This is a genomic window from Streptomyces sp. NPDC102270 (genome assembly GCF_044766405.1).
GTDB lineage: Bacteria > Actinomycetota > Actinomycetes > Streptomycetales > Streptomycetaceae > Streptomyces.
On record NZ_JBIWLX010000010.1, the window covers coordinates 30,551 to 53,898 of the forward strand.

Genomic DNA, 23,348 nt, shown 5'->3' on the forward strand with positions numbered 1-23,348 from the left:
GAGCCCATGCACCCGTGCCGGGACCTTTCTGCGGATCATTACCTGACGTCGACGAACGGCCTGGAAAGGCTGGAGTTAGATTCTTCGCATGCCTTCGCATCTCAGCCATGGAGCCTCCGGAGCCCTCCGACGCTTCGCTGGATGGCTCGCCAGGGGGTCGGTAGGCCACCCGATGCTGGAAGGGGTCGACTACTGGGAGGAGTTGCGCGCATCGCCTTCCCAGATGGAGATCTGCGTCGCGATCTTCGCCAACGTCCTCGAACTGGACGAGCAGGGATACCCGGTCAACGAGAAGCACGCGGAGCGCAGGGCTGCAGCCTGGCTCTACCGATACTGCACCGGGCAGTTGCCCCCGGGGGAGCCGGACATCGAGCCGTGGGAAAGCCGACTTCATTGAACGCTGCTCCGGCGTTCACCGACGGCCAACTGGTCGGCATGCCTCTCGTAGACCCCGCAGACCAGCATCACCGTGCAGTACGTCCGTATCCGCATGCGCGCCCGCGTCAAGGTGATCCTGGTCGTCCAGGAAGGTCCGTTGACACTGGCCGGACCCCGCGCGGGGGCAGGGCATCGGGATGAGGGAGCATCTGCTCAGCCACCGTGGCAGTCAGCCACCGTGCCGCCGTCTGCCTGCGAGGACCGTCATGCGTTCTGCCTTCCGTACCGTGCCACCCCTCCTGCTCAGTTGTCTGCTGCTGGCGGGCTGTTCGTCCGTCTCGCTCGGTACGTCGACGCCGTCCGAGACGCAGAGTCCGCCGACGGGAGCGCCGGCCGGCTCGGGGCGGGCGATCGCGGTGGGGGCCGGACCGCAGAAGCACTACACGGTGCAGAAGCAGCCGCCCGCGCGCTCCTGCCACTACCGGTACCTCAACGCGGAGCCGCTGGAGGATCCGACGTGCACACCGGGCGCGATATCCCCGGCGGTCACGCAGACGAACCTGGCCTCGACCATCTGCCGCAAGGGCGGTTACACCTCCGGGGTGCGCCCCTCCACGTATGTGACGGGCAAAGAGAAAAAGCTCAACGCCGCCTCCTACGGCTTCACCGGACGCATGGCGGATGCCGAGTACGACCACCTGATCAGTCTGCAGTTGGGCGGAGACCCCAACGACTACCGCAACCTGTGGGTGGAGCCGGCCGACCCCGGCCACCGGAAGGGCTCGGGGGTCAACAACGCGAAGGATCCCGTGGAGACGAAGCTGCACACCGCGGTCTGCAAGGGCACCGTCACCCTCGCCGCCGCACAGCAGGCGATCGCCACCGACTGGACCACGGCCTTGAACACGCTCCACCTGAGCTGAAGTCGGTGGTGAGGACTGACAGCGCACGAAAAGCCCCGGCTGGACGGGGGAGACCAGCCGGGGCCGTGTGTCGTGGCGTGCGGAGGGCGGTCGCCTCTCGGCGAAAGGCTCCATGGGGCTTCAGCCGAACGATCGTCCCCATGGGCTATAGGTGAGGCCCGGGGACACTGTCCCCTCCGCCGGCCACATACAGATGAACGGCCGACCAGCTCCGGTTGTTCCCCGCCCTGAGCCGACGACCGTTGTGAGCTGCGGCACGCCGGCGTGACGGTCAGACAGTCGAGGAAGTCGTCGCCGGTGGCCACCACCGTCATTGCCGGCAGCGGGCCGCCTGCAGGCTCGGTCAGTCACACCTGTGCCGACGGGTCTGCGCGTCCCAGCATGTCGACGAGGGGAGTGCCGGTTCGTGCTGCTGCGATACGACGTGCTCGCAGCTGAGCTCGGGTGCGGGGACGGAATTTCGGTTCCTTGCGGCAACCGCACGCTTCGCGGCCCTCGTAACGCAGCCCGGCGTTGAGAACCGCCGCTACGACGGTCCATGCCTTGGCGTCTCGTCGCCGCGGTGCCGCGAAGTCGTGGCCGGCACAGGCCATCGGCGTTGAGCAGCGCGGACAGGGATGCTCGCCGGACCGGGGATGCTGCTTGAAGGCGACACGGCAAGGCACGCACGCGTAATGCAGCTTGTAGGGCGTCTCGGCGTAGTAGCACACGGGGTGAACGTACCCGGCGGCGTGGCTGTCTGTGCCCGATCGAGCTGAAGCAGTACTGGGAGCTTCGTATTGAGCGGGCACGGGGGCGTTGTGCCCACGGGCATCCGCCGGCGCTTCTTCCACCCTCGCCGACGCACTGGCGCCGTACGCCACCGGGCCGTGAACTCGCTTGCCACTGACCGAAATCGGGGGCGGTGAACGGGATATGCAGAGTGATCTGTGACACCGCTGTGACCGGAGGTGTGGGCTCCGCCACAGCCCAAGGCGTGTTCCCCTGGTGAGGTGAGCGGATGTCGAACGCCTCCCGCACCGCTCCCGCCGTCCTCGCCGCCGCCCTGCTGCTTGCCGCCTGCGGTTCCGAGAGAGCCTCGTCGGGCGGGGATGCCGGCGGGGGCCCGGTCCGGGCCGGGGCGTTGTGCCCGTCGGAGTTCTCCCGGTACGGCAGCCCGCCGTCCTCGGCACCGTCCGAATCGTCCGAACCGCCCGCTGGCCCTTCCGGCACGCCGACCGCGTTACCCCTGCCTTCCGTCACGGGCCCGGCCGAGAACGGCGTCAAGATCACCGCGCTGTTCGCCTGGGGCCCGCAGAGCGGCTGTGCGGGAGTCTCCTACAGCGCGGACTTCGAACTCATCAACGAGCAGACGGAAGCCGCGACGTACACGCTGACCTTCGGGTTCCAATCAGCCTCCGGCGGCCCGGTCGACAACGCGGAACGGACCGTCGAAGCCGTCGGACCGGGGCGGACCGTCAAGGGCTCCGTCGTCATGGGGGAGCAGGTCGGGAACGCTCCCGAGGTGACGGGCGTAAAGGTGACCAAGGTCCGTAGCGTCCCGGAAGCCGAGGCGTCGTCCGCCTCGGGAACGTGTCCGAAGTCGGGTATGCGCCTGTACGCCGACGAGGGGGACGCGGCCATGGGGCTGCGCGTCGTCGGCCTTCACCTCGTCAACTGCGGTACCCGGCCCATCCAGCTCGACGGCTACCCGAAGCTCACGATCCAGGACGAGGACCACCACGCCGTGGAAGGTGTACGGATTCTTCAGGGAACCGATCAGATCGGTACGGGCGTCGGTGGGGACGGCAGCCCGGAACCGGTCACCCTGCGCCCGGGTGAGGCCGCGGTGGCCGGGCTGGCCTGGCGCAACACCACGCAGGCGGGCGAACCGGTGAACGCGCCCTACGTCCGTGTATGGGCCACGCCCGCGGCCGATCCCGTGATGGTGGTTCCGGAACTCGACCTCGGCACGACCGGAAAGCTCGGCGTCGGTCCGTGGCGGAAGGACGATACCTACCGGGAGCCGGCCTCCACCCCGGCCATGTGAGGTCGCGCTCGGTTGTCAGTGCCGGGTGGGAAACTGCCCGGCATGATCGAACCGAACCCGATCCGAGTTCGACGAGAGGCAGGCGCAGGCGGGTAGCAGGGGTGCGCCGGACGACGTCGAGGAGTGTGGTGGCTGGGCGGGTGGCGCGGGTGTACTCGGCCATGACCGGCGCCCGGCTCCAGCCGCGTCGCTGCTCTACGGGGCCTTCGTTGAGTTGTTCGAGGCTGGTGGCGCGGAACATGTCCGGTCCGGGGGGTGTGCAGAAGTTCCGTGCCGTCGCGCCGATGTGGGCGACGACATCGGCGACGCGCCATCCCGCCGCGGCGCTGGGTGCAGCCCATTCCTCGTCGCTGCGGTGGTGAGGTTTTGCAGGTCCGCTGCGGGGAGGCGATCGGTCATGGCGTTCTTTTCTCTCGGAGGAACTTCTCTCGGAGCAACTTCGGGTCGTCCGGGGTGACGGTCGACACGCCCGTGGCGGTCCGGCGATGAGTGGGGCTACGCGCGCATGGCGCGTCGTGCCGTCCAGCCCATCGCGCGGACGACCGTGCGCCTCGGCAGGAACCTGCCGGCGAGGGCGAGGGTGCGGCCGTTGGTGATGACCGAGGGCGGTGCGGAGCGGCGGTCGAGAGTGTCGAGGGCCGCCCTCACGACGTGGTCCGCGGTGACCCGTTTCGAGCCGTAGTCCGCCGACTGGCTGCCGGCAGCGTCGTAGAACTCGGTCTCCACCGCCCCGGGGCACACGGCCAGGACGCGCAGGCCGGTGCCGCGGGTCTCCTCCCACAGCGATTCCGTGAAGCTGAGCACGAATGCCTTGGTGGCGCCGTAGACGCCCAGGTACGGCGTGGGCTGGTAGCCCAGGAGGCTCGCGACGTTGATCAGGAAGCCGTTGCCGGCGGAGGTCAGGGGGTCGATGTACGCGCGGCTGAGGTCGACGAGGGCGGCGACGTTCAGCGCGATCATGCTTTGCAGGCGCTCGGGATCCTCGTCCCGGAAGGCGCCGTGCGTGCCGAAGCCCGCGTTGTTGACCAGTGCGGTGGCGTGGATGCCGCGGGATTCGAGCTCGGCGCGCACTGTGCGGCCGGCGTCGGGCAGACCGAGGTCACGGGCGATGACGGTCACCGTGACGCCATGGGTGCGGGTGAGGTCGTCGGCCAGGCTCTGCAGCCGGTCCGCGCGTCGGGCGACAAGCACCAGGTCCGCGCCTCGAGCGGCCAGTTGCTGTGCGAACTCCGCGCCGAGGCCGGAACTGGCTCCGGTGACGATGACGGTCTGGTGGCGATAGTCGATTCCTGTCATGTCGTACACCCTACGCAGGGTCTTGCACTCAGTGCAAATTCCTCTATTGAGTGAATGCTTGTACCATCGATGCATGGCCCGGAAACAGACATCCATCCGTGAGCAGACCCGCTCCGTGGTCCGATCCCTGCTCGCCCGGACCGCCGTCGAGCTGTTCGCCGCGCAGGGGTACGACAACACGACACTGGAGGAGATCGCCGCCGCGGCGGGCGTCTCCCGGCGGACCCTGTTCAACTACTTCCCGAGCAAGGAAGACCTCGCGCTCGGCGGCCTTTCGGAACAAGGCGAGTTGATCGCGGAGCGATTCGCGCAGCGCCCGGCCGACGAGGACTGCTGGGTCTCGCTGCGCGCGGCCTTCCAGGTCGTCGAGGAGATCGAGATCACCGCCGAGCACCGGCTCGAGCTGATCACCCTCCTGTTCGGCAACGAGTCGCTGCGCGCCGGCCACGCCGAGAAGCAGGCCCGCTGGCAAGACCTGCTCGCCCCACTGATCGAGCCGCGCCTCCCCGACTCCGACCACCGCGCTCTCCAGGCACGCGCGATCGCGGCAGCGGCGATCACCTGCCTGCAGGCAGCGAACCAGGAGTGGGCACGCCTCGGCGGCCGGGCCGACCTGTTCGACCTCTACGACACCGCCGTGCATGCCGTCCGCCGGCCATCCTGAGGCTCCGGCCGAGCCGCCTCACATCCGGGATCTCAGCACGTCGACCTCGCAGCCCGGCGCGAACGGGTCGAAGCCGTGCTCGATCAGCCAGCGAACAATCAGCAGGCTTCGCAACGACCACCACGCGTGGATCACGTCGAGGTCGATGGAGGTGCCATAGCCGGCGATGACGTCGTCGAGGTGCTCCTCGTGTCCGAGCGTGAAGGTGGCGACGTCGTACAGGGCGTCGCCCTGGCCCGCCTCGGACCAGTCGATGATGCCCGTGACCTCGTCGCCGTCGACGAAGACGTGATCGATCTGCAGGTCGCCGTGCGTGAACGCCGCAGTCCACGGCCGGAACGCCGCTTCGGCGACCCGGCGGTTGCGGGTGACCAGCTCGGCCGGCAGGACACCGTTCGCCACGAGCCACTCGCACTCCACGTCGAGTTCCGCCGCCAGCGCGACCGTGCTCCGGCCGGCCCGGCCGAGCCGGGGCGGCAGCGGAGCGTCGTGCAGCTTCCGGATGGCGGCGCCCGCCGCGGCCCACGCCGCAGGCGACCCGGTCGACGGCCCGCCGAGGCGCCCGAGCGTCGTCCCCGTGAGTGCGGCGATCGCGAGCGCGGGCGGTTTGCGCCACAGGATCTCCGGGGTCGGAACCGGCGCGAGGGACATCGCCTCGACCTCGACGTCGATGCGCGCCTGATCGGCGTCCACCTTCACGAACACGTCACCGACGCGCAGGGTCGCGCGTTCGGAATGGGCGACGACGACTTGGACCTCATCCATGGGCGACCAGTATCCCGGGGGCGATCGCCGACGTCGACGGGTTTGTCGCGTGCGGGTGTGCGGCTGACCGCGGAGATCGGACCAAGGTGTGCGTCCGCGTCTGTCTGCCCCTGTAGGTCGGTTCGGTGTCAACCGGGTACTCGGTCCGCCACGGAGGCGGGCGACGGGGCGCCCGGCCCGGCAGACCTGAGGAGGAGGTACGTATGGGACTGCGCGATCACGTCGTGGTGGTGACCGGAGCATCCAGCGGCATCGGACGGGCCACGGCCGAGGCCTTCGCCCGCAAGGGCTGCGCCGTGGTGCTGGCCGCGCGCAGGGAGGAGGCACTGGAGGCGGCGGCCAAGGAGTGCGAGAAGCATCGCGGGGCCCGGACGCTGGTCGTACCGACGGACACGACGGACGCCGGAGCGGTCGAGAACCTCGCGCGGCGGGCGGTGGCGGAGTTCGGCCGTATCGATGTCTGGGTGAACAACGCGGCTGTCAACGCCTTCGGCCGCTTCGAGGACGTGCCGCTGGAGGACTTCCGCAAGGTCCTGGATGTCAACGTGATGGGTTACGTGCACGGAGCCCGGGCCGCGCTGCCGGTGATGCGGGAGCAGGGGAGCGGCACGCTGATCAACATCTCGTCCGTCGTGGGTGCCGTGTCCCAGCCTTACAGCCACCCCTACAGCATGTCCAAGCACGCCGTCCGAGGACTCGGATCGAGCCTGCGGCAGCAGCTGAGGGTCGAGGGGGTGAAGGGCGTGCACGTGTGCACGGTGATGCCCGCCACCATCGACACCCCGCACTTCCAGCAGGCGGCGAACTACACCGGGCACAAGGTGGTCGCCATGCCGCCGGTCTACACCCCGGAACGCGTCGCCCGGGCGGTCGTCGACCTCGTGCGCCGTCCTCGCCGCGAGGTGGTGGTCGGTCCGGCGGGCCGCGCCCTCGTACGCCAGTCCCGGATGTTGCCCGGGCTCGCGGAGCGGACCATGGCACGGCAGACGGACAAGGGTCATCTCGATCACGACGAGGCGGCCCCGGCCACCCACGGAGCGCTGCACGTACCCGCTGCCGGGGAAGGCGCGGTGCGTGGCGGCTGGCACGGAGGGCGACGCACCGCGATACGCAGGACCGCCGTCGCCGCCGCACTGGCAGGAGCGGCCGTGACCGCCGGCCGCAGGATCACTCGCGGCGCGGCGGCCGCCTGAGAGTGATCGGGTGCGGGGCCTGACCCGGTGACGGGGTCGAGGCTCGTGCCTGCGCAACGTTGCCCGCCCGGTGCGATCGAGACCGGACGGGCAACGGCCGCCGGACCAGTGCGCCGACGGGACCAGCTCGCCCTGCCACGGCACAGTGCCACAGCTGAGGCGCCGGGCCGCGACCGCTGCGGGGAGACAGCCCGGGCTGCGTTCCGGCGCTGTCTATGTGCCGCCTCGGGCCATACGGCGTACCTGCTGCGCACTCTCGTGTGCCGCCCGCTCGGCCTGGGTCAGGGCGTCCGCAGCGGACCGGCTGTGTTCCTCGGCCTTCTGCTGTTCGTTCTCCACTCGACGGCACTCCTCGCGCGCCTGCTGCATTTGCTCCTCGATGGCGGACACCCGTCGGCGGGCCTGCTCGGTGCGCTCGCGCGCCCGCTGCAGCTCGGCGTCGGCGTCCGCCTGCCGTGCGCGCTCTTCGCGCAGGCGCTGCTCGGCTGCCTCGGCGGCCTGCCGTGCCCGGGCCAACTGCTCCTGACGTGCACGGCGCCGCTCGGCGACTTCGTCCTTGGTCGCTCTTGCCGGAGGCGGGGGCGGGGGCGCCGGGCGGCTTCGGGGGCCCGGTCTCCCGGCCACGGGAGTGCTGTCGGGGCGGAACTCCGAGGGCGGGGTGAGGGCGCTGACCAGGCGGCCGCCCGCCCACTGCTCGGCTGCCTCCGGATCGGCGAGTACGGCGCGCAGGGTCGCTTCGAGATCCTGCTGGACCGGCTCCGAGAGCTGCTGACCGGCGTCGCGGGCGAGTTGGGCGGCCTGCCGGGACAGTGCGGAGACGACACGGCGGCGCTGCGCGGAGAGATCTTTGAGGCCGGCGGGGTCCAATGCCTGGTAGGCCTCGCGCAGCGCACGCCCCAGTTCCAGGAACTGCCGGCTCTCTTCCGGCTGGGAGCGCAGCAGGAGGTTGGCCGCCCAGGCCGCGAGGGTGGGCCGGCGGGCGGCGCGGATGCGGCGGGCATCGTCGACCCGGCCGGCCGTTTTCGCGGCGAGGGCCAACGTCTCCCGCCGGGTGACGAAGCCGGACGGCGGCGTGGTGTAGAGCTCGTCGAGGACGGCTTCCACGTCGGGTCCTTTGCCGTCCCGACGGCGGCCTGTGCGCGCGTTCAGCGTCTCCACACCTCCGGCTCGCCCGCATGCCTTCCGGCGCGTCCCGATTCGGCGACGTCCAGCTCGTCCCGGGCGGTCAGGCCCGCGTTCTGCCGCCATACGGTGAGGCCGAGGTCATGGACGCGGTGGGTCGCGTCGAGCATCCGATCGTCGACGGCCACTCCGCCGCCACCCGTCCCGGACGGGGGGCAGGCGATCACGCGGCGTTCCGGCATGGCACCAGCTTCCCGCGCACCTCACCGCCTCGCATCCCGGCCTGCCCCGGTCCAGTTGCGGAAGGGGACCGGGGCCCTTGGTCCGGGTGAGGCGCTCGATCGCGGCGAGTGCGGGTAGCAGCGGGAGCCGGGCGAAGGTGTCGCGGATCCGTCTGCCCAGCGCGGTCCTGGGCACCATGAGGCGGATGTTGGGGCCGATCTTCTGTTTGGCGCGGACCAGGGCGCGATGGCTGTCGTGGTAGCGCGAGAAGGCGAGCCGGTGGTCGCCCGGGTCCGTCGCGAGTGCCACGGCCAGCCGGTAGGCGCCGACCAGGGCCAGTTCCGCGCCGGCACCCGAGGCCGGGGAGGCACACCAGGCGGCATCGCCCACCAGGGCCACCCGGCCGGTCGACCAGGAGTCCATGTGGACCTGGCTGAGAGCGTCGAAGTAGAAGTCCGGTGCAGCCAGCGACGCGGCGAGCAGTTCCCTGACCCGCCAGGTGGGTTCGCCCGCGAACGCCTCGCTCACCAGGCGCTTGTGCTGCTCGACGTCGCGGTGGTCGTAGGCCAGCGGAGCGGAGCGGAAGATGAAGTACGCCTTGGCCTGGTCATGGTTGCCGGAACGGTAGACCCCGGCCATCCTGCCCGGCAGGTTGTACATCGTCACCCAGCGGTTCTCGCCCAGGGTGGCGTCGGTGTCGGCGAAGGCGAAGTAGTGGTCCTCGCGAGCAAGGAGGACATCCTGTTTCCCGACAGCGACGCGCGGGCCCGGACCACGATCGAGGCGATCGCCGGTCGCGGCCCGGCCGAGGGGCCCGTGGACGTCCTCGTACGGGCGCTGGGGAAGGTCGCGGAAACCGACGCCGACATGGTCGGCCCGATGGCGGCCGTACGCATGCGGCTGTTCCGGACCGTGCCGGCGGTGCGGGGCAAAGCGCTGCAGATCCAGCTGGACGCGCAGCGCGAGATCGCGCGGGAACTGCACGCCGCGTTCCCCGACGAGTTGGACCGGGTGAGCGCGGCCGCCCTGGCCGGTGCGCTGACGGGAGCGGTGAGCTGCGCCCTGGACGCGCTCATGGACGAGGAGGGCGGCGAGACCGATGGGGTAACTTCCAGCGCCGTCCGACTGCGGGCACAGGTGCGGGAGGCGACGGAGCTGGCGCTCCGGCCCTGGCGAGAAGGGGGGAGATGAGCGCGCAGGTCGACGGGCATGCGGTCCCCGGGACAGTCGCCGGTTACGGGTCCTGAGGCGGGTCGCGCAAGATGTCGGCGGTGATGTCAGCCAGTGACCTGCCGGTATGGAACGCCTCGGCACGCATGCGGGCCAGGGCGTCCTCCGGAGTGAGTCCCTGCCGGGAGGCCGACGCTCCGGCAGCGCGGGCGGCGTCGAACCAGTGGGCGCGAACAATCTCCTCCGGTTCCCAGGCGGGCGGGCGCCCTCCGCTCAGGAGCACCGACGGTCTGATCGAACGTCGTGGCTACGGCTGTCTCGTGCGCGTCACGAGAGGGCCCGTCCGGGCCTGACACACTGCTCGGCCGGCCCGGACGGTGTTCGTCAGCTTCGGTCGGTCAGACGCGGGTCCACTTCTGGTTGGCCCCGCCGCCGCAGTCCCAGATCTGGACCTTGGTACCGTTGGTGGTCGCGCCGCCACCGACGTCGAGGCACTTGCCGGAGCCGACGGCGGTGATGGTGCCGTCGGCGTTGAGTCGGAACTGCTGGTTGGACCGGCCGTTGCAGTCCCATATGTTCACGGCGGTGCCGTTGGCGGTGGCGGCGCCGACGACGTCCAGACACTTGGCGCCGCCGTAGACCCGCAGCTCGCCCGCGCCAGTGCTGGTGAACCTTTGGTTGGCGCCGCCGTTGCAGTCCCAGATCTCGGCGAGCGTGCCGTTGGCCTGGGCCCCGCCGGTGATGTCCAGGCAGCGGCCGGAGCCCTGGCCCTTCAGCGAGTAGGTGCTGCTGCCGGGCGGAGTGCCGCCGCCGGAGACCACGTACATCGCCGCGCCGTGGGCGGGAACGGAGGCGCTGAGGGAGCCGCTGGTCGTGCTGCTGGAGTGCGCCCACAGATCGCGTACGGAGTAACTGGACGCCGCACCGAGGCCGATCTGGGAAGCGGACGTGGAGACTGTGGCCGTGCCGCTGCCACGGTTGAGGAGCACCACGGCGACCGAGCCGCCCGCCATCGGCTTGGTCCACACCTCCGTGTCGCCGTTGTCGACGAGGCGGTTGCCCTGGCGGCCGCCCCAGTCCTGGTTGACCCCGATGACCTCGGTGTTGGTCAGGATCGACTTGGTGGCGGCACTCATGGAGCGCAGATCGTTGCCCGCGATCAGAGGCGCGTTCAGCAGCGCCCAGAGGCTGAAGTGGGCTCGGGACTCGGTGTCGGACAGGCCGTTGCCGACTTCCAGCATGTCCGGGTCGTTCCAGGCACCGGGGCGGGATGAGCCCGCCCAGGCGGGCTGGGCGTCCAGGATGCCCATCACGGAGTTCCAGTTGGCCTGGATGTCGCCGGTGTTGCGCCAGGAGTTGCCGGTGGCCGGGCCCCAGGTGCCGACCTGGTCCTGGCCCCAGTTGCAGAGGGCGAACAGGATGGGGCGGCCGGTCCTGGCGAGCGCGTCGCGCATGGCGGTGTAGCGGTCCTGGCCACTGCGGCCCTGGTGGTCACCGCAGTTGTCGTACTTGAGATAGTCGATGCCCCAGGACGCCCACAGGTTGGCGTCCCGCTGCTCGTTGCCGAGGCTGGCGGGGAAGCCGGCGCAGGTGGTCAGGCCGGCCGACGAGTAGATGCCGAGCTTCAGCCCCTTGCCGTGCACATAGTCCGCGACTGCCTTCATGCCGCCTGGGAATTTGGCGGGGTCCGCGACCAGGTTGCCGCCGGCGTCACGGTTGCGTGTCGACCAACAGTCGTCGATGTTGACGTACTGATAGCCGGCCGCGGCCATGCCGCTGGACACCATCGCGTCGGCGGTCTCCCGGATCAGACGGTCACTCACGTTGCAGCCGAAACTGTTCCAGTCGTTCCAGCCCAACTGCGGAGTACGGGCAAGGCCGTTGTCGAGCGCCAGGGCCTGGGAAGCGGGTAAGAGGGCGAGAGGTACGGCGGCGGCTACCAGGGCCGCGGACAGAACCGCGCGGATGAGTCTGAGCATGGGTTTCTCCTCGATCGGTCGTGCGTGTGCGTGTGCGAGGGTCTCGGGCAAGGGCCCGACACCGCGGTGCGCCGGTGGCCGATGTCGTCCCGCACGGCCTCGTTCTGCCTCACGCCGGGCTGCGTCCTCGTTATCGGAGTTATCGGACGGTCCAGCGCTGAGTGGATGCGCCGGTGCAGTTCCCCAGGACGGTCTGGGCGCCGTTCCCGGTGCCGCCGCTGTTCGTGTCCAGGCACAGACCGGAGCCGACGCTGGTGATCGTGCCGTTGGTGTTGACGTTCCAGCGCTGGTTCTGCCCGCCGTGGCAGTCCCAGATGATGACCCGTGTGCCGGTGGCCGTTCCCGAGGCCTCGGCGTCCAGGCACTTGTTGCCGTACACGCGCAGTTCTCCGGCGTCGGTGCGCGCCCACTTCTGGTTGACGTCGCCCGAGCAGTCCCACAGCTGGACCTGGACGCCGTTGGTCTGCGACGCGTTCGGTACGTCCAGGCAGCGGCCCGAACCGGCGCCGACGATCTGCCCCCCGCTCGGCGGCGGAGTGGTCGTTCCGCCCGGCGGCACGTACGGGCACTTGGTCTGGGACCGGGAGATTCCACTGCTGTCCGCCAGCGACGGGCACAGGAACTGCGTGTAACGGGTGTCGTTGTCGAGGAAGATCTTCAGCCAGGGGATCGTTCGACGCGTCACGTTCGAGTTCCCCCAGGTGGGGAAGCCGTGGCCGCCGCTGGTGAGCTCGATGTAGGCGCTCTGGGTGGCGGTCGGCATGCTGCCGTAGAGCCCGTTGAGGTAGGAGGGAGTGACCGTGCCGTCGTCCCGTGCGCCCATGATCATGGTGGGCACGCGCAGGCTGGACAGGTTCTGCGAGGGAGAGAAGGGCGCGAGCGGCAGGGCTGCCTTCAGTGACGGCCGGCGTTCGGCCGCGCTGATGGCGCCGCCACCGCCCATGGAATGGCCGAGCACGCCCAGCCGGTTGGGGTCGACGCGGTCGCGCACCGGGCTCTTCTGGGTGAGGTAGTCCAGGGCTGCGAGGAGCTGGGTGCCGCGGGCGGTGTCGTAGTCGTTGGGGCTGTTGGTGTCGATGCCGATGACGACGAACCCGAAGGACGCGAGCCAAGGTCCCATCCACGCGCCTTCGGCAGCCCACTTGGCGGTGTAGCCGGGCACGGCGGCCACCGCACCCCACGTGCCCAGAGAGGTGTCCGTCGGGTAGTAGATCTTCCCGCCGTTGAAGCCGTTGCCGGGCGGTACGGTCACCTCGGCGGTCGCGAACGTGCCCCGCTGGGCCGCAACGCTGCTGACGGTGGGAGCCGGTCCCCGCTCGTACGGGTTGGCCGCGGCCGACGGTGATTGCGCCGACGCCGGCTGGATCGCCGCCAGTGCGGTGATCAGGCCGGTCACGGCCGCGAGCACAGCGGCCTTCAAGGTGACGGTCCTGCTCCTCCTGCGGAATCCCTTCGGTCGGGTACGGGTGTCGCGGGAATCCGGGACGTCGATGATGCTCGTGTGCATCGTCCTGTTCCTCCATGCCTTTGTCGTGGTTGCGGGAGTCGCGCCGAACCGCCGACGGCGTATGGCATGCCTGTATGGCGTGCGCATGACAGCCGTAGGGCCGAGCTGCCTCAGCGGGAGCGCCGGGGAACGGCCGGGGGAGTGGTGCCCGTGGCGCCGGTGGAGAAGACCGCGGCCTCCTTGGCGGTGGCAGCGATGCCGTTCGTGCCGTTGAAGAGGCGCCGGCCCCAACCGGTGAGCTGGTTGGGGTCGAAGCCGGTGACCAGGTCCAGGTACTGCACATCGCTGCTGTTGCCGCTCCATGACCAGCCCAGGTAACCGATGCGCAGTCGCTGCGCGGCAGCCAGGATGGCGTCCTCGTCGGGATTGCCGTCCGAGTGGTTGTGGCCGAACTCCCCGACCACGATGGGGAGTTTCGCGGCCACGAAACGGTTCAGATAGTCGTCGACCTTCGCGGCCGTGTTGAAGACGCCGTACATGTGGACCGAGAACACCGTGTTGCGGTCCGGGTCGGCGGCGAACACCGACGCGGCGTTGTCGCGCATCGTGAACGCCCAGTCCTGACCCCAGTTGGGCGCGTCCACCATCAGCGTGTGGCTGAACCCGGCGCTCCGCAGCTTCTGGACGGCGGCCTTCGTGTCGGCGGTCCACCGTGTGTAGTTGCTGTTTCCGTACGGCTCGTTGCCGATGTTGACGATGACGTACTTCTCCTGGCCGGCCAGGGCACTCTTCACGCTGATCCAGTAGTCGGCGGCGCGGGACAGGGTGATCGCACCGCTCTGGTCGCCGTAGCCCGTGGTGTCGTGCACTTCCAGGACGCAGATGAGCCGGTTCTGCTTGCACCGGGTGATGACGTCGGCCACGTCGGCGGCGGTGTTGCGAGTCCAGCGGTCACCGCTGGCGAGGACGACTCGGACGGTGTTGGCGCCCTTGGCCTTGATGTGGGAGAGGGAGCTGATCCGGTTCGGGTACCAGGTGTGGGCGTGGTTGACGCCCCGCATCACGAAGTCGTTGCCGGACGCTTCCAGCAGCCTGCCGTTCTGGACGCGGAAGCCACTGGGCGCGGCCTGGGCCGGGGCGGCGAGACCGAGCAGGGGGACGAGGAGACCCAGGAGAGTCGCCAGGACGGCGGCCATTCGTGGGGCGGTTCGGGTGCGGACTCTCATGGTGGCGGCTCCGAGAAGGGAAGGGGTGGGCTCAGGAGGTGTGGGTCGTGTCGTGCGGCTGACTGGGGCGGCTCGTGCCGTGCAGTTGACGGCGGCGGTGCGGGGTGCCGGCCGTGATGGGGGACGCGGATCTATTGCTCACAGTCCTCTCGCCTGGTGGCCGCCCTTCCATGGGCCACCGTTGTCCGGGCCGCTCGGCACCGCGTTCACAGGAGAGCGGCGAGGGCGGGATACCAGCGGGCGGCGATCTTCGTGTTGCCGGAGGTGGAGGGGTGTACTCCGTCGTAGGTGTCACCCGAGGTGCTGAAGCCCGTCCACTGGTCGACCACAGTCACCGGCGAGCGGCTTGTACTGGTCGCCCGGGCCCAGCCGGGGATCCGCGCATTCAGGTCGACCACTCGCCCGGCACAGCCGGTGCAGCTGGAGGGGTTCATCGGAATGATCTGTGCGACCAGGATCTTCATGTTCGGGTTGGACGCCCGCATCTGCGTGACCAGCTTGGTGTAAGCGGCGAGGATGCGGTCGGGCGCGAGGCTGCTCCAGACGTCGTTCGTGCCGAAATGCATGACAACGATGTCGGGACGGGTGGCCGAGAGGCGGGCAGGGAGCAGGTTCTGGTTCGCCACGTTGGTCACGAGCTCACCGCCGTGGCCTTCGTTGTCGCCGTCGAACGCCTGGGGGCAGCCCTGCTCCTTGAGGGTGCCGACGAAGTCGATGTTCGCGTGCCCGCTGCCGCGCAGGCGGTTCCACAGCACCGCCCGCCAGCAGCCGGGGGAGCCGGTGATCGAGTCACCCAGCGGCATGATGCGTACGGGGGCCGCTGCGGGAGCTGCGGCGACCGCGGGAGCGAGGGTCCCGCCGAGGGCGAGCAGAAGCAGGGTCAGGAGAATCCGGAACAACGGTAAGTGCGGGGTGCTGCGCATGTCGGTTCCTTCCTGTTCGAGCCGCAAGCGCTATCGGAGTTGTGGCTTGTGGTGGGGATGCCGCACGGCTGCCCGGGGTGATACGTCTGCCGGTCAGTACGACGGCGATGATGCGGCCGACCAATTCGCTTGCGGCAACCGGATCGCTCTCCGCGCTGACGGCACGATGCCGAGGCGTGAGTCGGTCATGAAGGTCTCCGATGCGTGGGGGGTGCCGAGTGAACCGGTGCCTATCAGGATCGCTCGGACGTGCATGGGAACGCTCCCACGGAGATTAGAAAGGCCCCAAGGCGTCGTCAAGGAGTCTGTCGAAAGCTGATGTCAGGCATGCCGCTGAGTGCCGGGTCGGCACATACTTCGAAAACCGCGTGATACGTCGACTATTGAACGGTCTCAAGCAGTAATGCGAGATCTGTGGGGCTTACCGGCGCTCGTATCGAATGCGGTCGCGCACTTCAAGGGATTCGTCAGCTCGCGACGGTGTCGAAGCGTCGCACGTCGAAGGCGGCGATCGGGTGGGCCGTGGAGCCCTCGACGGCCAGGTCCGCGATGATCTCGCCGATGACCGGAACGAACTTGAAGCCGTGCCCGGAGAAGCCGCAGGCGATCGTGACCTGGGGATGCTGTGGATGGGCGGACAGCACGAAGTGCTCGTCGGGGGTGAGCGTGTACGTGCAGGCGGCACCCGTCAGGAATCGTCCTTCGGCCAGCGCGGGGATCCGCGGACGCAGATACGCGCGCATCGCTTCCACCTCCTCCGGATGGATCTCCCGGTCGAGCTCGTCCGGGTCGGCGCGGGAGCCCACGGTGTGGAAGGCGACCTTGGCGCCGCCGTCCGGGCCGTCGAGCGCGGGGAAGCCGTAGATGTCGGTGCCGTCGCGGTCCTCCCAGACGTAGACCGGATGCCGGTCCGCAGTGAAGGGCGCGGTGCCGCCCCGGGGAGCGAACCAGTACATGACGCGCCGCTCCACGTGCACCGGGACATCGATGCCCCGCAGGAGCCGGGACGCCCACGCGCCCGGGGCGATGACCAGTCGGTCCGCCACATACGTCCCCTTCGCCGTGGTGACCCGGGCGTTGCCGGGGGCGTCGATCTGCCAGCTGCGGACGGGCTCCTCGAAGCGCAGGTCGGCGCCGTGCCGTGCGGCCAGGTCGAGGTGGGCCGAGACGGTGAGCTCGGGCCGGGCCACGCCGGCCTCTCGCTCGTAGAAGGCCACCTCGCCGTCGGCGGGGGTGAAGGTGGGAAACCGGCGGCGGAGCTCGGTCCTGTCGAGCATCTCGTGGGCCAGTCCCCAGTCCCGGGCGCTGCGGACGCTTCCGGCGACCATCGGGCTGTCCTGCGGTCCGATCACCAGCCCTCCGGTGGTCGTGAACACCTCCTGGCCGCAGTCCGCGGCAAGTTCGTGCCACAACTCGCGGGAGCGCAACAGCAGGGGTACGTAGCCGGAGCCCTCGGCGTAGCTCTGTCGGTAGATGCGCGAGCCGCCGTGGCTGGCCCCCAGAGCGTGGGCGGGACGGAATTGTTCCAGCCCGAGGACCCGCTTGCCTCGCCCGGCCAGATGGTAGGCAGCGGCGCTGCCCATGCCACCGAGTCCGATCACGATGACGTCGTAGGGGGCTGCCATCGTCAACTCCTCAGAATGTCACTTCGACCTCGTTCAACGATAGGACGTGTCGAGGATTCTGATCATTGCTGCCGGGATGACCGAACTCGAATCGGAGCCTGGGTTTGTAGCGCTTTGACGGACCGAATGAGCCCGTCGCGGTCAGCCGGCGGGGGAGGAGGCGGGCAGGTCCTGGTCGGCGGCCCAGGAGGCCAGGATGCGCAGTCGTTCGTGGGTGGGGGAGCCGGGCTCGGCGGTCCAGACGGTCAGATTCTGGTCGGGGTCCGTGTTGGCGGTGAGGGTGTCCCAGTCCAGGACGAGTTCGCCGACGACGGGATGGTTGAGGGTCTTCGTGCCCACGGTGCGGGCGGCGACATGGTGATCGCCCCACCAGCGGGCGAACTGCTTGTCGCGCAGGGACAGTTCACCGACCAGTTCGATCAGGCGGGGGTCCTCGGGATACTTCGCCGCCTCCATGCGCAGTTGGGCGACGGCGATGTGCGCGGAGGTCTCCCAGTCGGCGTACAGGGTGCGCATCGCGGGGGTGGTGAAGATGATCCGCGGATAGTTGCGGTGTTTTTCCGGGATGCGGGAGAAGTCGGTGACCAGGGCGGCGGCCAGGGCGTTCCAGGCCAGGATGTCCCCGCGCCGGCCCTGCACGATGGCCGGGGTGGCGGTGAGGTCGTCCAGGACCCGCTGCAACTGCGGCTGGACCTTCTGCCGTCCGCGGCGCCGGGTGCGGTTGGTGGTCTTGCCGGCGAGCTGGAAGAGGTAACCGCGCTCGTCGTCGTCCAGGTGGAGCACCCGGGCGAGGACATCCAGCACGGGCGCCGACGCCTGCATACGGCCCTGCTCCAGGCGGGTGTAGTAGTCGGTGCTGATGCTGGCGAGCTGGGCGACCTCCTCGCGGCGCAGCCCCTCCACCCGGCGGGGCCGGTCGGTCTCGGGCAGGCCGACCATGCGCGGGCTCAGTTCCGAGCGGCGCTTCTTGAGGAATTCTCCCAGCTCATTGAGGGGAGCATTGGCGGTCATGCTTCCCAGGATGGCATCGATCGCACCTGGATAAGGGGGGAGAATTTCCTCCCAGGATGTTTCCCTCCCGGGATATTTCTCTCCGCTTTTCGCGCCTGCCCTCGCGTGTGAGGCTCGATCATGAGCAGTCGCGTTCCGCACGACGGCTGCGGCTCACCGATCCCCGCACCGAAGGAAGACCCCATGCGCGGAGCAGTCATTCACGCCCCCGGCGATGTGCGCTTCGAGACCCTGGACGACCCCAAGATCCTCGCGCCGACCGACGCCGTCATCCGTACGGCCGCCACCTGTGTGTGCGGCTCGGACCTGTGGCCCTATCGCGGCGCGGAACCGATCGGCGATCCGCACCCGATGGGGCACGAGTACGTCGGCATCGTCGAGGAGGTCGGCAGCGAGGTCACCAACGTCAGGCCGGGCCAGTTCGTGGTCGGTTCCTTCGCCACCTCGGACAACACCTGCGTGAACTGCCGGAGCGGCTGGCAGTCCTCCTGTCTGAACCGCGAGTTCATGAGCACCTGCCAGGCCGACTACGTGCGCATCCCCAACGCCCACGGCACCCTCGTCGCCACCGACGAGTTCCCGGACGCGGAGGCGGTACCGAGTCTGCTCGCCGTCTCGGACGTGATGGGCACCGGCTGGTACGCCGCCCTCGCCGCCGAGGTGAAGCCCGGCTCGACGGCCGTCGTGGTCGGCGACGGAGCGGTCGGCCTGTGCGGTGTCATCGCCGCCAAGGAACTCGGTGCGGAGCGGATCATCGCCATGTCCCGGCACGAGTCGCGGCAGAAGCTCGCCCTCGAGTTCGGCGCCACCGACATCATCAGTGAGCGCGGCGACGAAGGCATCACCCGCGTCAAGGACCTCACCGGCGGCATCGGCGCCGACTCCGTGCTGGAGTGCGTCGGCACCGCCGAGTCCATGCGGCAGGCACTGCACGCCACGCGCCCCGGCGGCAACGTCGGCTTCGTCGGAGTCCCCCACGAGGTCTCGATCGACGGCCAGGAGCTGTTCTTCTCCCAGGTCGGTCTGCGGGGCGGCCCGGCCCCCGTGCGCCGCTATCTGCCCGACCTGATCGACCTCGTCCTGACCGGCCGGATCAACCCGGGCAAGGTCTTCGACCTCACCCTGTCCCTGGACCAGGTCGCCGAGGGCTACAAGGCCATGGACGAGCGCCGCGCCATCAAGGCCCTGCTCAAGCCCTGAGCACGGACGCGTCCACACCCGAGGCCGCACCGACGCGGTGCGGCCGCGGGACCGGCAACCACCCCCGCTCGCACAAGGACTGACATGACGACCTTCGCCCTCATCGGTGCCGGACCCGGCCTCGGGCTCGCCACCGCCCGGCGCTTCGGAGCCGCCGGCCACAGCGTCGCCCTCATCGCCCGCGACGCGCAGAAGCTGGACGGTCTGACGGCCGACCTCGCCCGTGACGACGTCCAGGCGCGCGGCTACCCGGCCGATGTCCTCGACATCGAATCCCTGACCGCGGCCCTGTACGCAGCCTCGGCCGACCTGGGCACCGTCGAGATCCTCCAGTACAGCCCCGTGCCCCGCGCCGACTTCATGAAGCCCGTCCTCGACACGAGCGCCGACGACCTGGACGCCCCGCTCGCCTTCTCCGTCAAGGGCCCCGTCACCGCGGTGAACGCCGTCCTGCCCGGCATGCGCGAGCTCGGCCGCGGCACGCTGCTGTTCGTCAACGGCTCCAGCGCCGTACGCCCCAATCCGAAGGTCGCCGGCACCTCGATCGCCTTCGCCGCCGAGAGCGCCTACGCCCGCATGCTGCACGACACCCTCGCCCCGGAGAACATCCACGCCGCGCAGCTGATCATTCCCGGAGCGATCCGGCCAGGCGCCGAGCACAGCAGCCCCGACGTGCTGGCCGAGCGCCTGTACGACCTCCACGCCGAGCGGGACGGCTTCCGCCACTACGCCGAGCCCCTGCCCGACTGACGCCCGGACGACCCCATGAACTCGGCCACCCTCCGCGCCGTCGCCCGTGCCGCCACGGCCACCACTGTCCTGCTGGCGGCGGCGGCCTGCAGTGACACCTCGCCGGCCTCCCCGCACAAGACATCCTCCGCGTCCTCCGCCCGACAGCACACACCGACGGCCGAGGCACGCACCACGCCGTCCGACAGGAACACCGCCATGGACATCCGGGTCACCCTCGACGGCCGCCCCGTCGCCGCCACCCTGAACGACAGTCCGGCTGCCGGTGACTTCGCCGAACTGCTCCCGCTCTCCCTGGACTTGAAGGACTTCCACCGGACGGAGCGGATCGCCGACCTGCCGCGCAGGCTGACCACCTCGGGCGCACCCGAGCCGCGCGCGCCGAAGGCCGGCGACCTGACCTACTACGCGCCCTGGGGCAACCTGGCCCTCTTCTACCGCGACGGCGACTCCGCCAACCCCGACCTGCTCATCCTCGGCCACATCGACGCCGACGCCGACCGGCTTGCCGGGGCCGACCGGATCACCATCGAAGCCGCCCCCTGACCCGCCCCCCGTTCGTCCCCGCATGAAGGGGGGAGGAGATCCTCCCCTTTTCGTCCGGTTCGCCGCATGGGACCGTCGAAGACGTGGCCGCGCCGTCCACCGTCCGCCCGACGGCTTCAGCCGCCACCACGATCCCCCGATGTCCACGCAAGGAGAGACCACACGTATGCCTTCCGCGTCCGGGACCACCCCCGGCAAGCTCCCCTTCGTCGTCTGGGTGCTCGCCGCCGGCACGTTCCTGATGGGGACCACCGAGTTCGTCGTCGCCGGTCTGCTGCCGGAGCTGGCCGATGACCTCGGAGTCAGTGTCTCCCACGCCGGCCTGCTGATCACCGCCTTCGCCATCGGCATGATCGTCGGAGCGCCGACCATGGCCATGGCGACCCTGCGCATTCCCCAGCGCCGGACGCTGATCCTCGCCCTGTCCGTGTTCTGCCTCGGACATCTGGTCGCCGCCCTCAGCACCTCCTTCACGATCGTCCTCGCCGCCCGCGTCGTCACCGCCCTGGCCACCGGAGCGTTCTGGTCGGTGGGCTTCGTCGTCGCCACCACCGCCGCGGGACCGCACAACGCCACCCGCGCCACGGGCGTCATGATCGGCGGCCTGACCCTGGCCAACGTCGTCGGCGTGCCGATCGGCTCCCTCGCCGGCCAGTTCACCGGCTGGCGCGGCCCCTTCTGGGCCCTGGCCGTCCTCTCCGGGCTCGCCGCCGTCTTCATCGGCCGCTTCATCCCGGCCCAGGAGCAGCGCGTCGAGGTGTCCCTGCGGGCCGAGGTCCGGGCCCTGCGGCAGGGCCGGCTGTGGCTGGCGCTGGGCGCCGCGATGCTCATCATGGGCGGGGTCCTGGCGACGTACACCTACGTCACGCCGCTGCTGACCGACCGCGCGGGCATCCCGGCAGGCGCCGTACCGCTCGTCCTGATCGCGTTCGGCGTCGGCGCCCTGGGCGGCACCACCACGGGCGGCCGCCTGGGTGACCGGCGTCCGATGTCCACCACCATCACGGCCGCCGCGGCCACCGCCCTGGTCATGTTCCTGATGATCCCGCTGTCCGGCGACCCGGTCACGGCCACGCTTCTCGTCTTCCTCATGGGCCTGACCGGTTTCACGGTCAACCCGGTGGTCACCGCGCTGGCCATGCGCTTCGCGGGCGACGCGCCCACTCTCACCTCGGCGCTGACCACGTCCGCCTTCAACACCGGTATCGCCGCCGGTTCGCTGATCGCCGGTACGGCCCTGGACTCCTCCTTCGGCCTGACCGGGCCGCCCCTGGTCGGCACCGTCATCGCCGCCCTCACGCTGCTGCCGCTGATCGCCCTCGCCGTCCTCGGCTCGTCCGGCAAGGGCCGGATCGTGGCACGGAGCAGCGCGCCCACGCAGACGCGACACGACGAGGCCGCGCAGGTGCCGTCGCAGCGCTGACTCGCGCCCGGATCCGCGTACCGCCGACCGTCGTGCCCCACATCCCCCACCTGAAGGGACAACAGCAGTGAATCCCACGTACGACTTCACCGGCCAGGTCGCTCTTGTCACCGGGGCCGGTGCCGGCATGGGCCTGGCGACCGCCCGCGCGTTCGCCGAGTCCGGAGCCGCCGTCGCTCTCACCGACATCGACGAAGCGGCCCTGAACGCGGCCGCGAAGGAACTCACCGACGCCGGCCACCAAGTCCTCGCCCTCACCTGCGACGTCAGTGACGAGGACCAGGTCGCCGCAGCGGTCGACCGCACCGTGGAGACCTTCGGCCGCCTGGACATGGCCTACAACAACGCCGGAATCCAGATCCCGCCCAGCGACGCCGCCGACGAACCCGCCGAACGGTTCGACCGCGTCAACGCCATCAACCTGCGCGGTGTGTGGGCGTGCATGAAGCACGAGCTGCGGCACATGCGTGCGCAGGGCAGTGGCGCCATCGTCAACTGCTCCTCCCTCGGCGGCCTGGTCGGCCTCCCGGGACGGGCCTCCTACCATGCCTCCAAACACGGCGTCATCGGCCTGACGAGCAGCGCGGCCCTCGAATACGCCCCGCGCGGCATCCGCGTCAACGCCATCTGCCCGGGCACGATCGACACCCCCATGGTCAGTGACATGATCGCCAAGGGCGAGCTCGACCGCGCGGAGGCCGAGGCCAACCAGCCCATCAACCGGCTCGGCACCGCCGAGGAGATCGCCCAGGCGGTCCTGTGGCTGTGCAGCCCCGGAGCGGGTTTTGTCGTGGGCGTCGCCCTCCCCGTGGACGGTGGCTACGTCGCCCGCTGACAACAGCCCACGCATCAAGGAGAGTTGAGAGACACCATGGAATTCATCAAGCCCCAGCCCAGCAGCAAGGCCCCGGCGGACTGGTTCACCGGCGATGTGTGGTGGGACGTCATCGTGGCCGGCCAGGAGCCGTCCCGGATGCGTGCCAACCTCGTCCGCTTCTCGCCGGGAGCCCGCACCAACTGGCACTCCCACGCCGTGGGCCAGACCCTGCACGTCGTTTCCGGCATCGCCCTCATCGGCACCCGGGACGGCACCGTCTTCGAGGCCCACCCCGGCGAGACCGTCGCGTGTCCGCCGAACGAGGAGCACTGGCACGGCGCCGCCCCCGACCGGTTCATGGAGCACATCGCCCTGTGGGAGGGCACGGCGGACGGCACCCCCGAGACCACGTGGGCCGAGCCGGTCACCGACCAGCAGTACAACGGCCGCCGCACCCGCGACCAGTAGCTCCGGGTCAGTCCCACCCGCATCCGGGCTCCGCTCACGACGTCACGACGTCACAGCTTCCCGGACGCGGCCGCCTGCCCTGTCCCCCGCGCACGTGCCCCCGATGACGTCGGCCAGTCGCCTCCGACGGAGCCTGAAGGGGGGAGGAAAATCTCCCTGCCACGAGCATCG

General features: G+C 70.1%; 21 protein-coding genes and 2 pseudogenes. 12 read left to right on the forward strand and 11 right to left on the reverse strand.

Going from position 1 to position 23,348, the window contains the following annotated elements; all coding sequences use genetic code 11:
• The first annotated feature begins 88 nt into the window (after nucleotides 1–88).
• From ACIRP7_RS21775 to ACIRP7_RS21785, 3 genes are all read left to right on the forward strand, one after another.
• Nucleotides 89–397 carry a hypothetical protein gene (locus tag ACIRP7_RS21775; RefSeq protein WP_403661902.1) on the forward strand — a complete coding sequence of 103 codons (309 nt, stop codon included), beginning with the start codon at nucleotides 89–91 and terminating at the stop codon, nucleotides 395–397.
• Between the two features lie 247 nt (nucleotides 398–644).
• Nucleotides 645–1,301: a hypothetical protein gene (locus ACIRP7_RS21780; protein WP_403661905.1), complete on the forward strand. Its 657-nt coding sequence runs from the start codon at nucleotides 645–647 to the stop codon at nucleotides 1,299–1,301.
• Between the two features lie 1,000 nt (nucleotides 1,302–2,301).
• Nucleotides 2,302–3,330: a DUF4232 domain-containing protein gene (locus tag ACIRP7_RS21785; protein ID WP_403661908.1), complete on the forward strand. Its 1,029-nt coding sequence runs from the start codon at nucleotides 2,302–2,304 to the stop codon at nucleotides 3,328–3,330.
• Nucleotides 3,331–3,439: 109 nt separating this feature from the next.
• Here ACIRP7_RS21785 and ACIRP7_RS21790 read toward each other — a convergent pair.
• Nucleotides 3,440–3,856 (reverse strand): annotated as a pseudogene (locus ACIRP7_RS21790) (maleylpyruvate isomerase N-terminal domain-containing protein); the annotation flags it as partial.
• On the reverse strand, nucleotides 3,826–4,626 hold the full coding sequence (locus ACIRP7_RS21795) for an SDR family NAD(P)-dependent oxidoreductase (RefSeq protein ID WP_403661911.1): 801 nt from the start codon (nucleotides 4,624–4,626) through the stop codon (nucleotides 3,826–3,828). The gene ACIRP7_RS21795 and the pseudogene ACIRP7_RS21790, both read right to left, overlap by 31 nt.
• A gap of 73 nt (nucleotides 4,627–4,699) precedes the next feature.
• Between ACIRP7_RS21795 and ACIRP7_RS21800 the strand changes: the two genes are divergently transcribed.
• Nucleotides 4,700–5,290, forward strand: coding sequence for a TetR family transcriptional regulator (locus ACIRP7_RS21800; protein WP_403661913.1), 591 nt, complete (start codon nucleotides 4,700–4,702; stop codon nucleotides 5,288–5,290).
• Between the two features lie 18 nt (nucleotides 5,291–5,308).
• On the opposite strand, the gene ACIRP7_RS21805 is transcribed toward ACIRP7_RS21800, so the two are convergent.
• Complete coding sequence (locus tag ACIRP7_RS21805; protein ID WP_403661916.1) at nucleotides 5,309–6,055, reverse strand: phosphotransferase family protein; 747 nt, start codon at nucleotides 6,053–6,055, stop codon at nucleotides 5,309–5,311.
• Nucleotides 6,056–6,258: 203 nt separating this feature from the next.
• Here ACIRP7_RS21805 and ACIRP7_RS21810 point away from each other — a divergent pair, with 203 nt between their 5' ends.
• Nucleotides 6,259–7,248: an SDR family oxidoreductase gene (locus ACIRP7_RS21810; RefSeq protein ID WP_403661919.1), complete on the forward strand. Its 990-nt coding sequence runs from the start codon at nucleotides 6,259–6,261 to the stop codon at nucleotides 7,246–7,248.
• 213 nt (nucleotides 7,249–7,461) lie between these two features.
• On the opposite strand, the gene ACIRP7_RS21815 is transcribed toward ACIRP7_RS21810, so the two are convergent.
• The gene (locus tag ACIRP7_RS21815; RefSeq protein ID WP_403661922.1) at nucleotides 7,462–8,352 is read right to left on the reverse strand and encodes a hypothetical protein; all 891 of its coding nucleotides are present in this window, start codon (nucleotides 8,350–8,352) and stop codon (nucleotides 7,462–7,464) included.
• A 159-nt stretch (nucleotides 8,353–8,511) separates the two neighbouring features.
• Nucleotides 8,512–9,252 carry an FAD-dependent monooxygenase gene (locus ACIRP7_RS21820; RefSeq protein ID WP_403662687.1) on the reverse strand — a complete coding sequence of 247 codons (741 nt, stop codon included), beginning with the start codon at nucleotides 9,250–9,252 and terminating at the stop codon, nucleotides 8,512–8,514.
• Between the two features lie 54 nt (nucleotides 9,253–9,306).
• On the opposite strand from ACIRP7_RS21820, the gene ACIRP7_RS21825 reads away from it, so the two are divergent.
• Nucleotides 9,307–9,783 (forward strand): TetR/AcrR family transcriptional regulator, encoded by a 477-nt coding sequence (locus ACIRP7_RS21825; protein ID WP_403661925.1) that lies wholly within the window; start codon nucleotides 9,307–9,309, stop codon nucleotides 9,781–9,783.
• 377 nt (nucleotides 9,784–10,160) lie between these two features.
• On the opposite strand, the gene ACIRP7_RS21830 is transcribed toward ACIRP7_RS21825, so the two are convergent.
• From ACIRP7_RS21830 to ACIRP7_RS21855, 6 genes and pseudogenes are all read right to left on the reverse strand, one after another.
• Nucleotides 10,161–11,741, reverse strand: coding sequence for an RICIN domain-containing protein (locus ACIRP7_RS21830; protein WP_403661928.1), 1,581 nt, complete (start codon nucleotides 11,739–11,741; stop codon nucleotides 10,161–10,163).
• Between the two features lie 139 nt (nucleotides 11,742–11,880).
• Nucleotides 11,881–13,248, reverse strand: coding sequence for a ricin-type beta-trefoil lectin domain protein (locus ACIRP7_RS21835; RefSeq protein WP_403661931.1), 1,368 nt, complete (start codon nucleotides 13,246–13,248; stop codon nucleotides 11,881–11,883).
• Between the two features lie 110 nt (nucleotides 13,249–13,358).
• A complete protein-coding gene (locus ACIRP7_RS21840; protein WP_403661934.1) occupies nucleotides 13,359–14,414 on the reverse strand; it encodes a glycoside hydrolase family 5 protein in 1,056 nt (351 codons plus the stop codon).
• A gap of 103 nt (nucleotides 14,415–14,517) precedes the next feature.
• Nucleotides 14,518–15,337: pseudogene (locus ACIRP7_RS21845) on the reverse strand (SGNH/GDSL hydrolase family protein); the annotation flags it as partial.
• A 467-nt stretch (nucleotides 15,338–15,804) separates the two neighbouring features.
• Nucleotides 15,805–16,962, reverse strand: a complete 1,158-nt coding sequence (solA, locus tag ACIRP7_RS21850; RefSeq protein ID WP_403661936.1) for an N-methyl-L-tryptophan oxidase — start codon at nucleotides 16,960–16,962, stop codon at nucleotides 15,805–15,807.
• Between the two features lie 141 nt (nucleotides 16,963–17,103).
• Nucleotides 17,104–17,973, reverse strand: a complete 870-nt coding sequence (locus tag ACIRP7_RS21855; protein ID WP_403661939.1) for a helix-turn-helix domain-containing protein — start codon at nucleotides 17,971–17,973, stop codon at nucleotides 17,104–17,106.
• A 183-nt stretch (nucleotides 17,974–18,156) separates the two neighbouring features.
• Between ACIRP7_RS21855 and ACIRP7_RS21860 the strand changes: the two genes are divergently transcribed.
• The 6 genes from ACIRP7_RS21860 (at nucleotide 18,157) to ACIRP7_RS21885 (ending at nucleotide 23,177) form a co-directional block, all read left to right on the forward strand.
• Nucleotides 18,157–19,173, forward strand: a complete 1,017-nt coding sequence (locus ACIRP7_RS21860) for a zinc-dependent alcohol dehydrogenase family protein (protein ID WP_403661942.1) — start codon at nucleotides 18,157–18,159, stop codon at nucleotides 19,171–19,173.
• Nucleotides 19,174–19,257: 84 nt separating this feature from the next.
• Nucleotides 19,258–19,923 carry an SDR family NAD(P)-dependent oxidoreductase gene (locus ACIRP7_RS21865; RefSeq protein WP_403661945.1) on the forward strand — a complete coding sequence of 222 codons (666 nt, stop codon included), beginning with the start codon at nucleotides 19,258–19,260 and terminating at the stop codon, nucleotides 19,921–19,923.
• 15 nt (nucleotides 19,924–19,938) lie between these two features.
• Nucleotides 19,939–20,469, forward strand: coding sequence for a cyclophilin-like fold protein (locus tag ACIRP7_RS21870; RefSeq protein WP_403661948.1), 531 nt, complete (start codon nucleotides 19,939–19,941; stop codon nucleotides 20,467–20,469).
• 166 nt (nucleotides 20,470–20,635) lie between these two features.
• Entirely contained in the window at nucleotides 20,636–21,892 is a 1,257-nt protein-coding gene (locus ACIRP7_RS21875; protein ID WP_403661951.1) for an MFS transporter, read from the forward strand.
• A 67-nt stretch (nucleotides 21,893–21,959) separates the two neighbouring features.
• Complete coding sequence (locus tag ACIRP7_RS21880) at nucleotides 21,960–22,727, forward strand: SDR family NAD(P)-dependent oxidoreductase (protein ID WP_403661954.1); 768 nt, start codon at nucleotides 21,960–21,962, stop codon at nucleotides 22,725–22,727.
• Between the two features lie 36 nt (nucleotides 22,728–22,763).
• Entirely contained in the window at nucleotides 22,764–23,177 is a 414-nt protein-coding gene (locus tag ACIRP7_RS21885) for a cupin domain-containing protein (RefSeq protein ID WP_403661957.1), read from the forward strand.
• Nucleotides 23,178–23,348 lie beyond the last annotated feature (171 nt).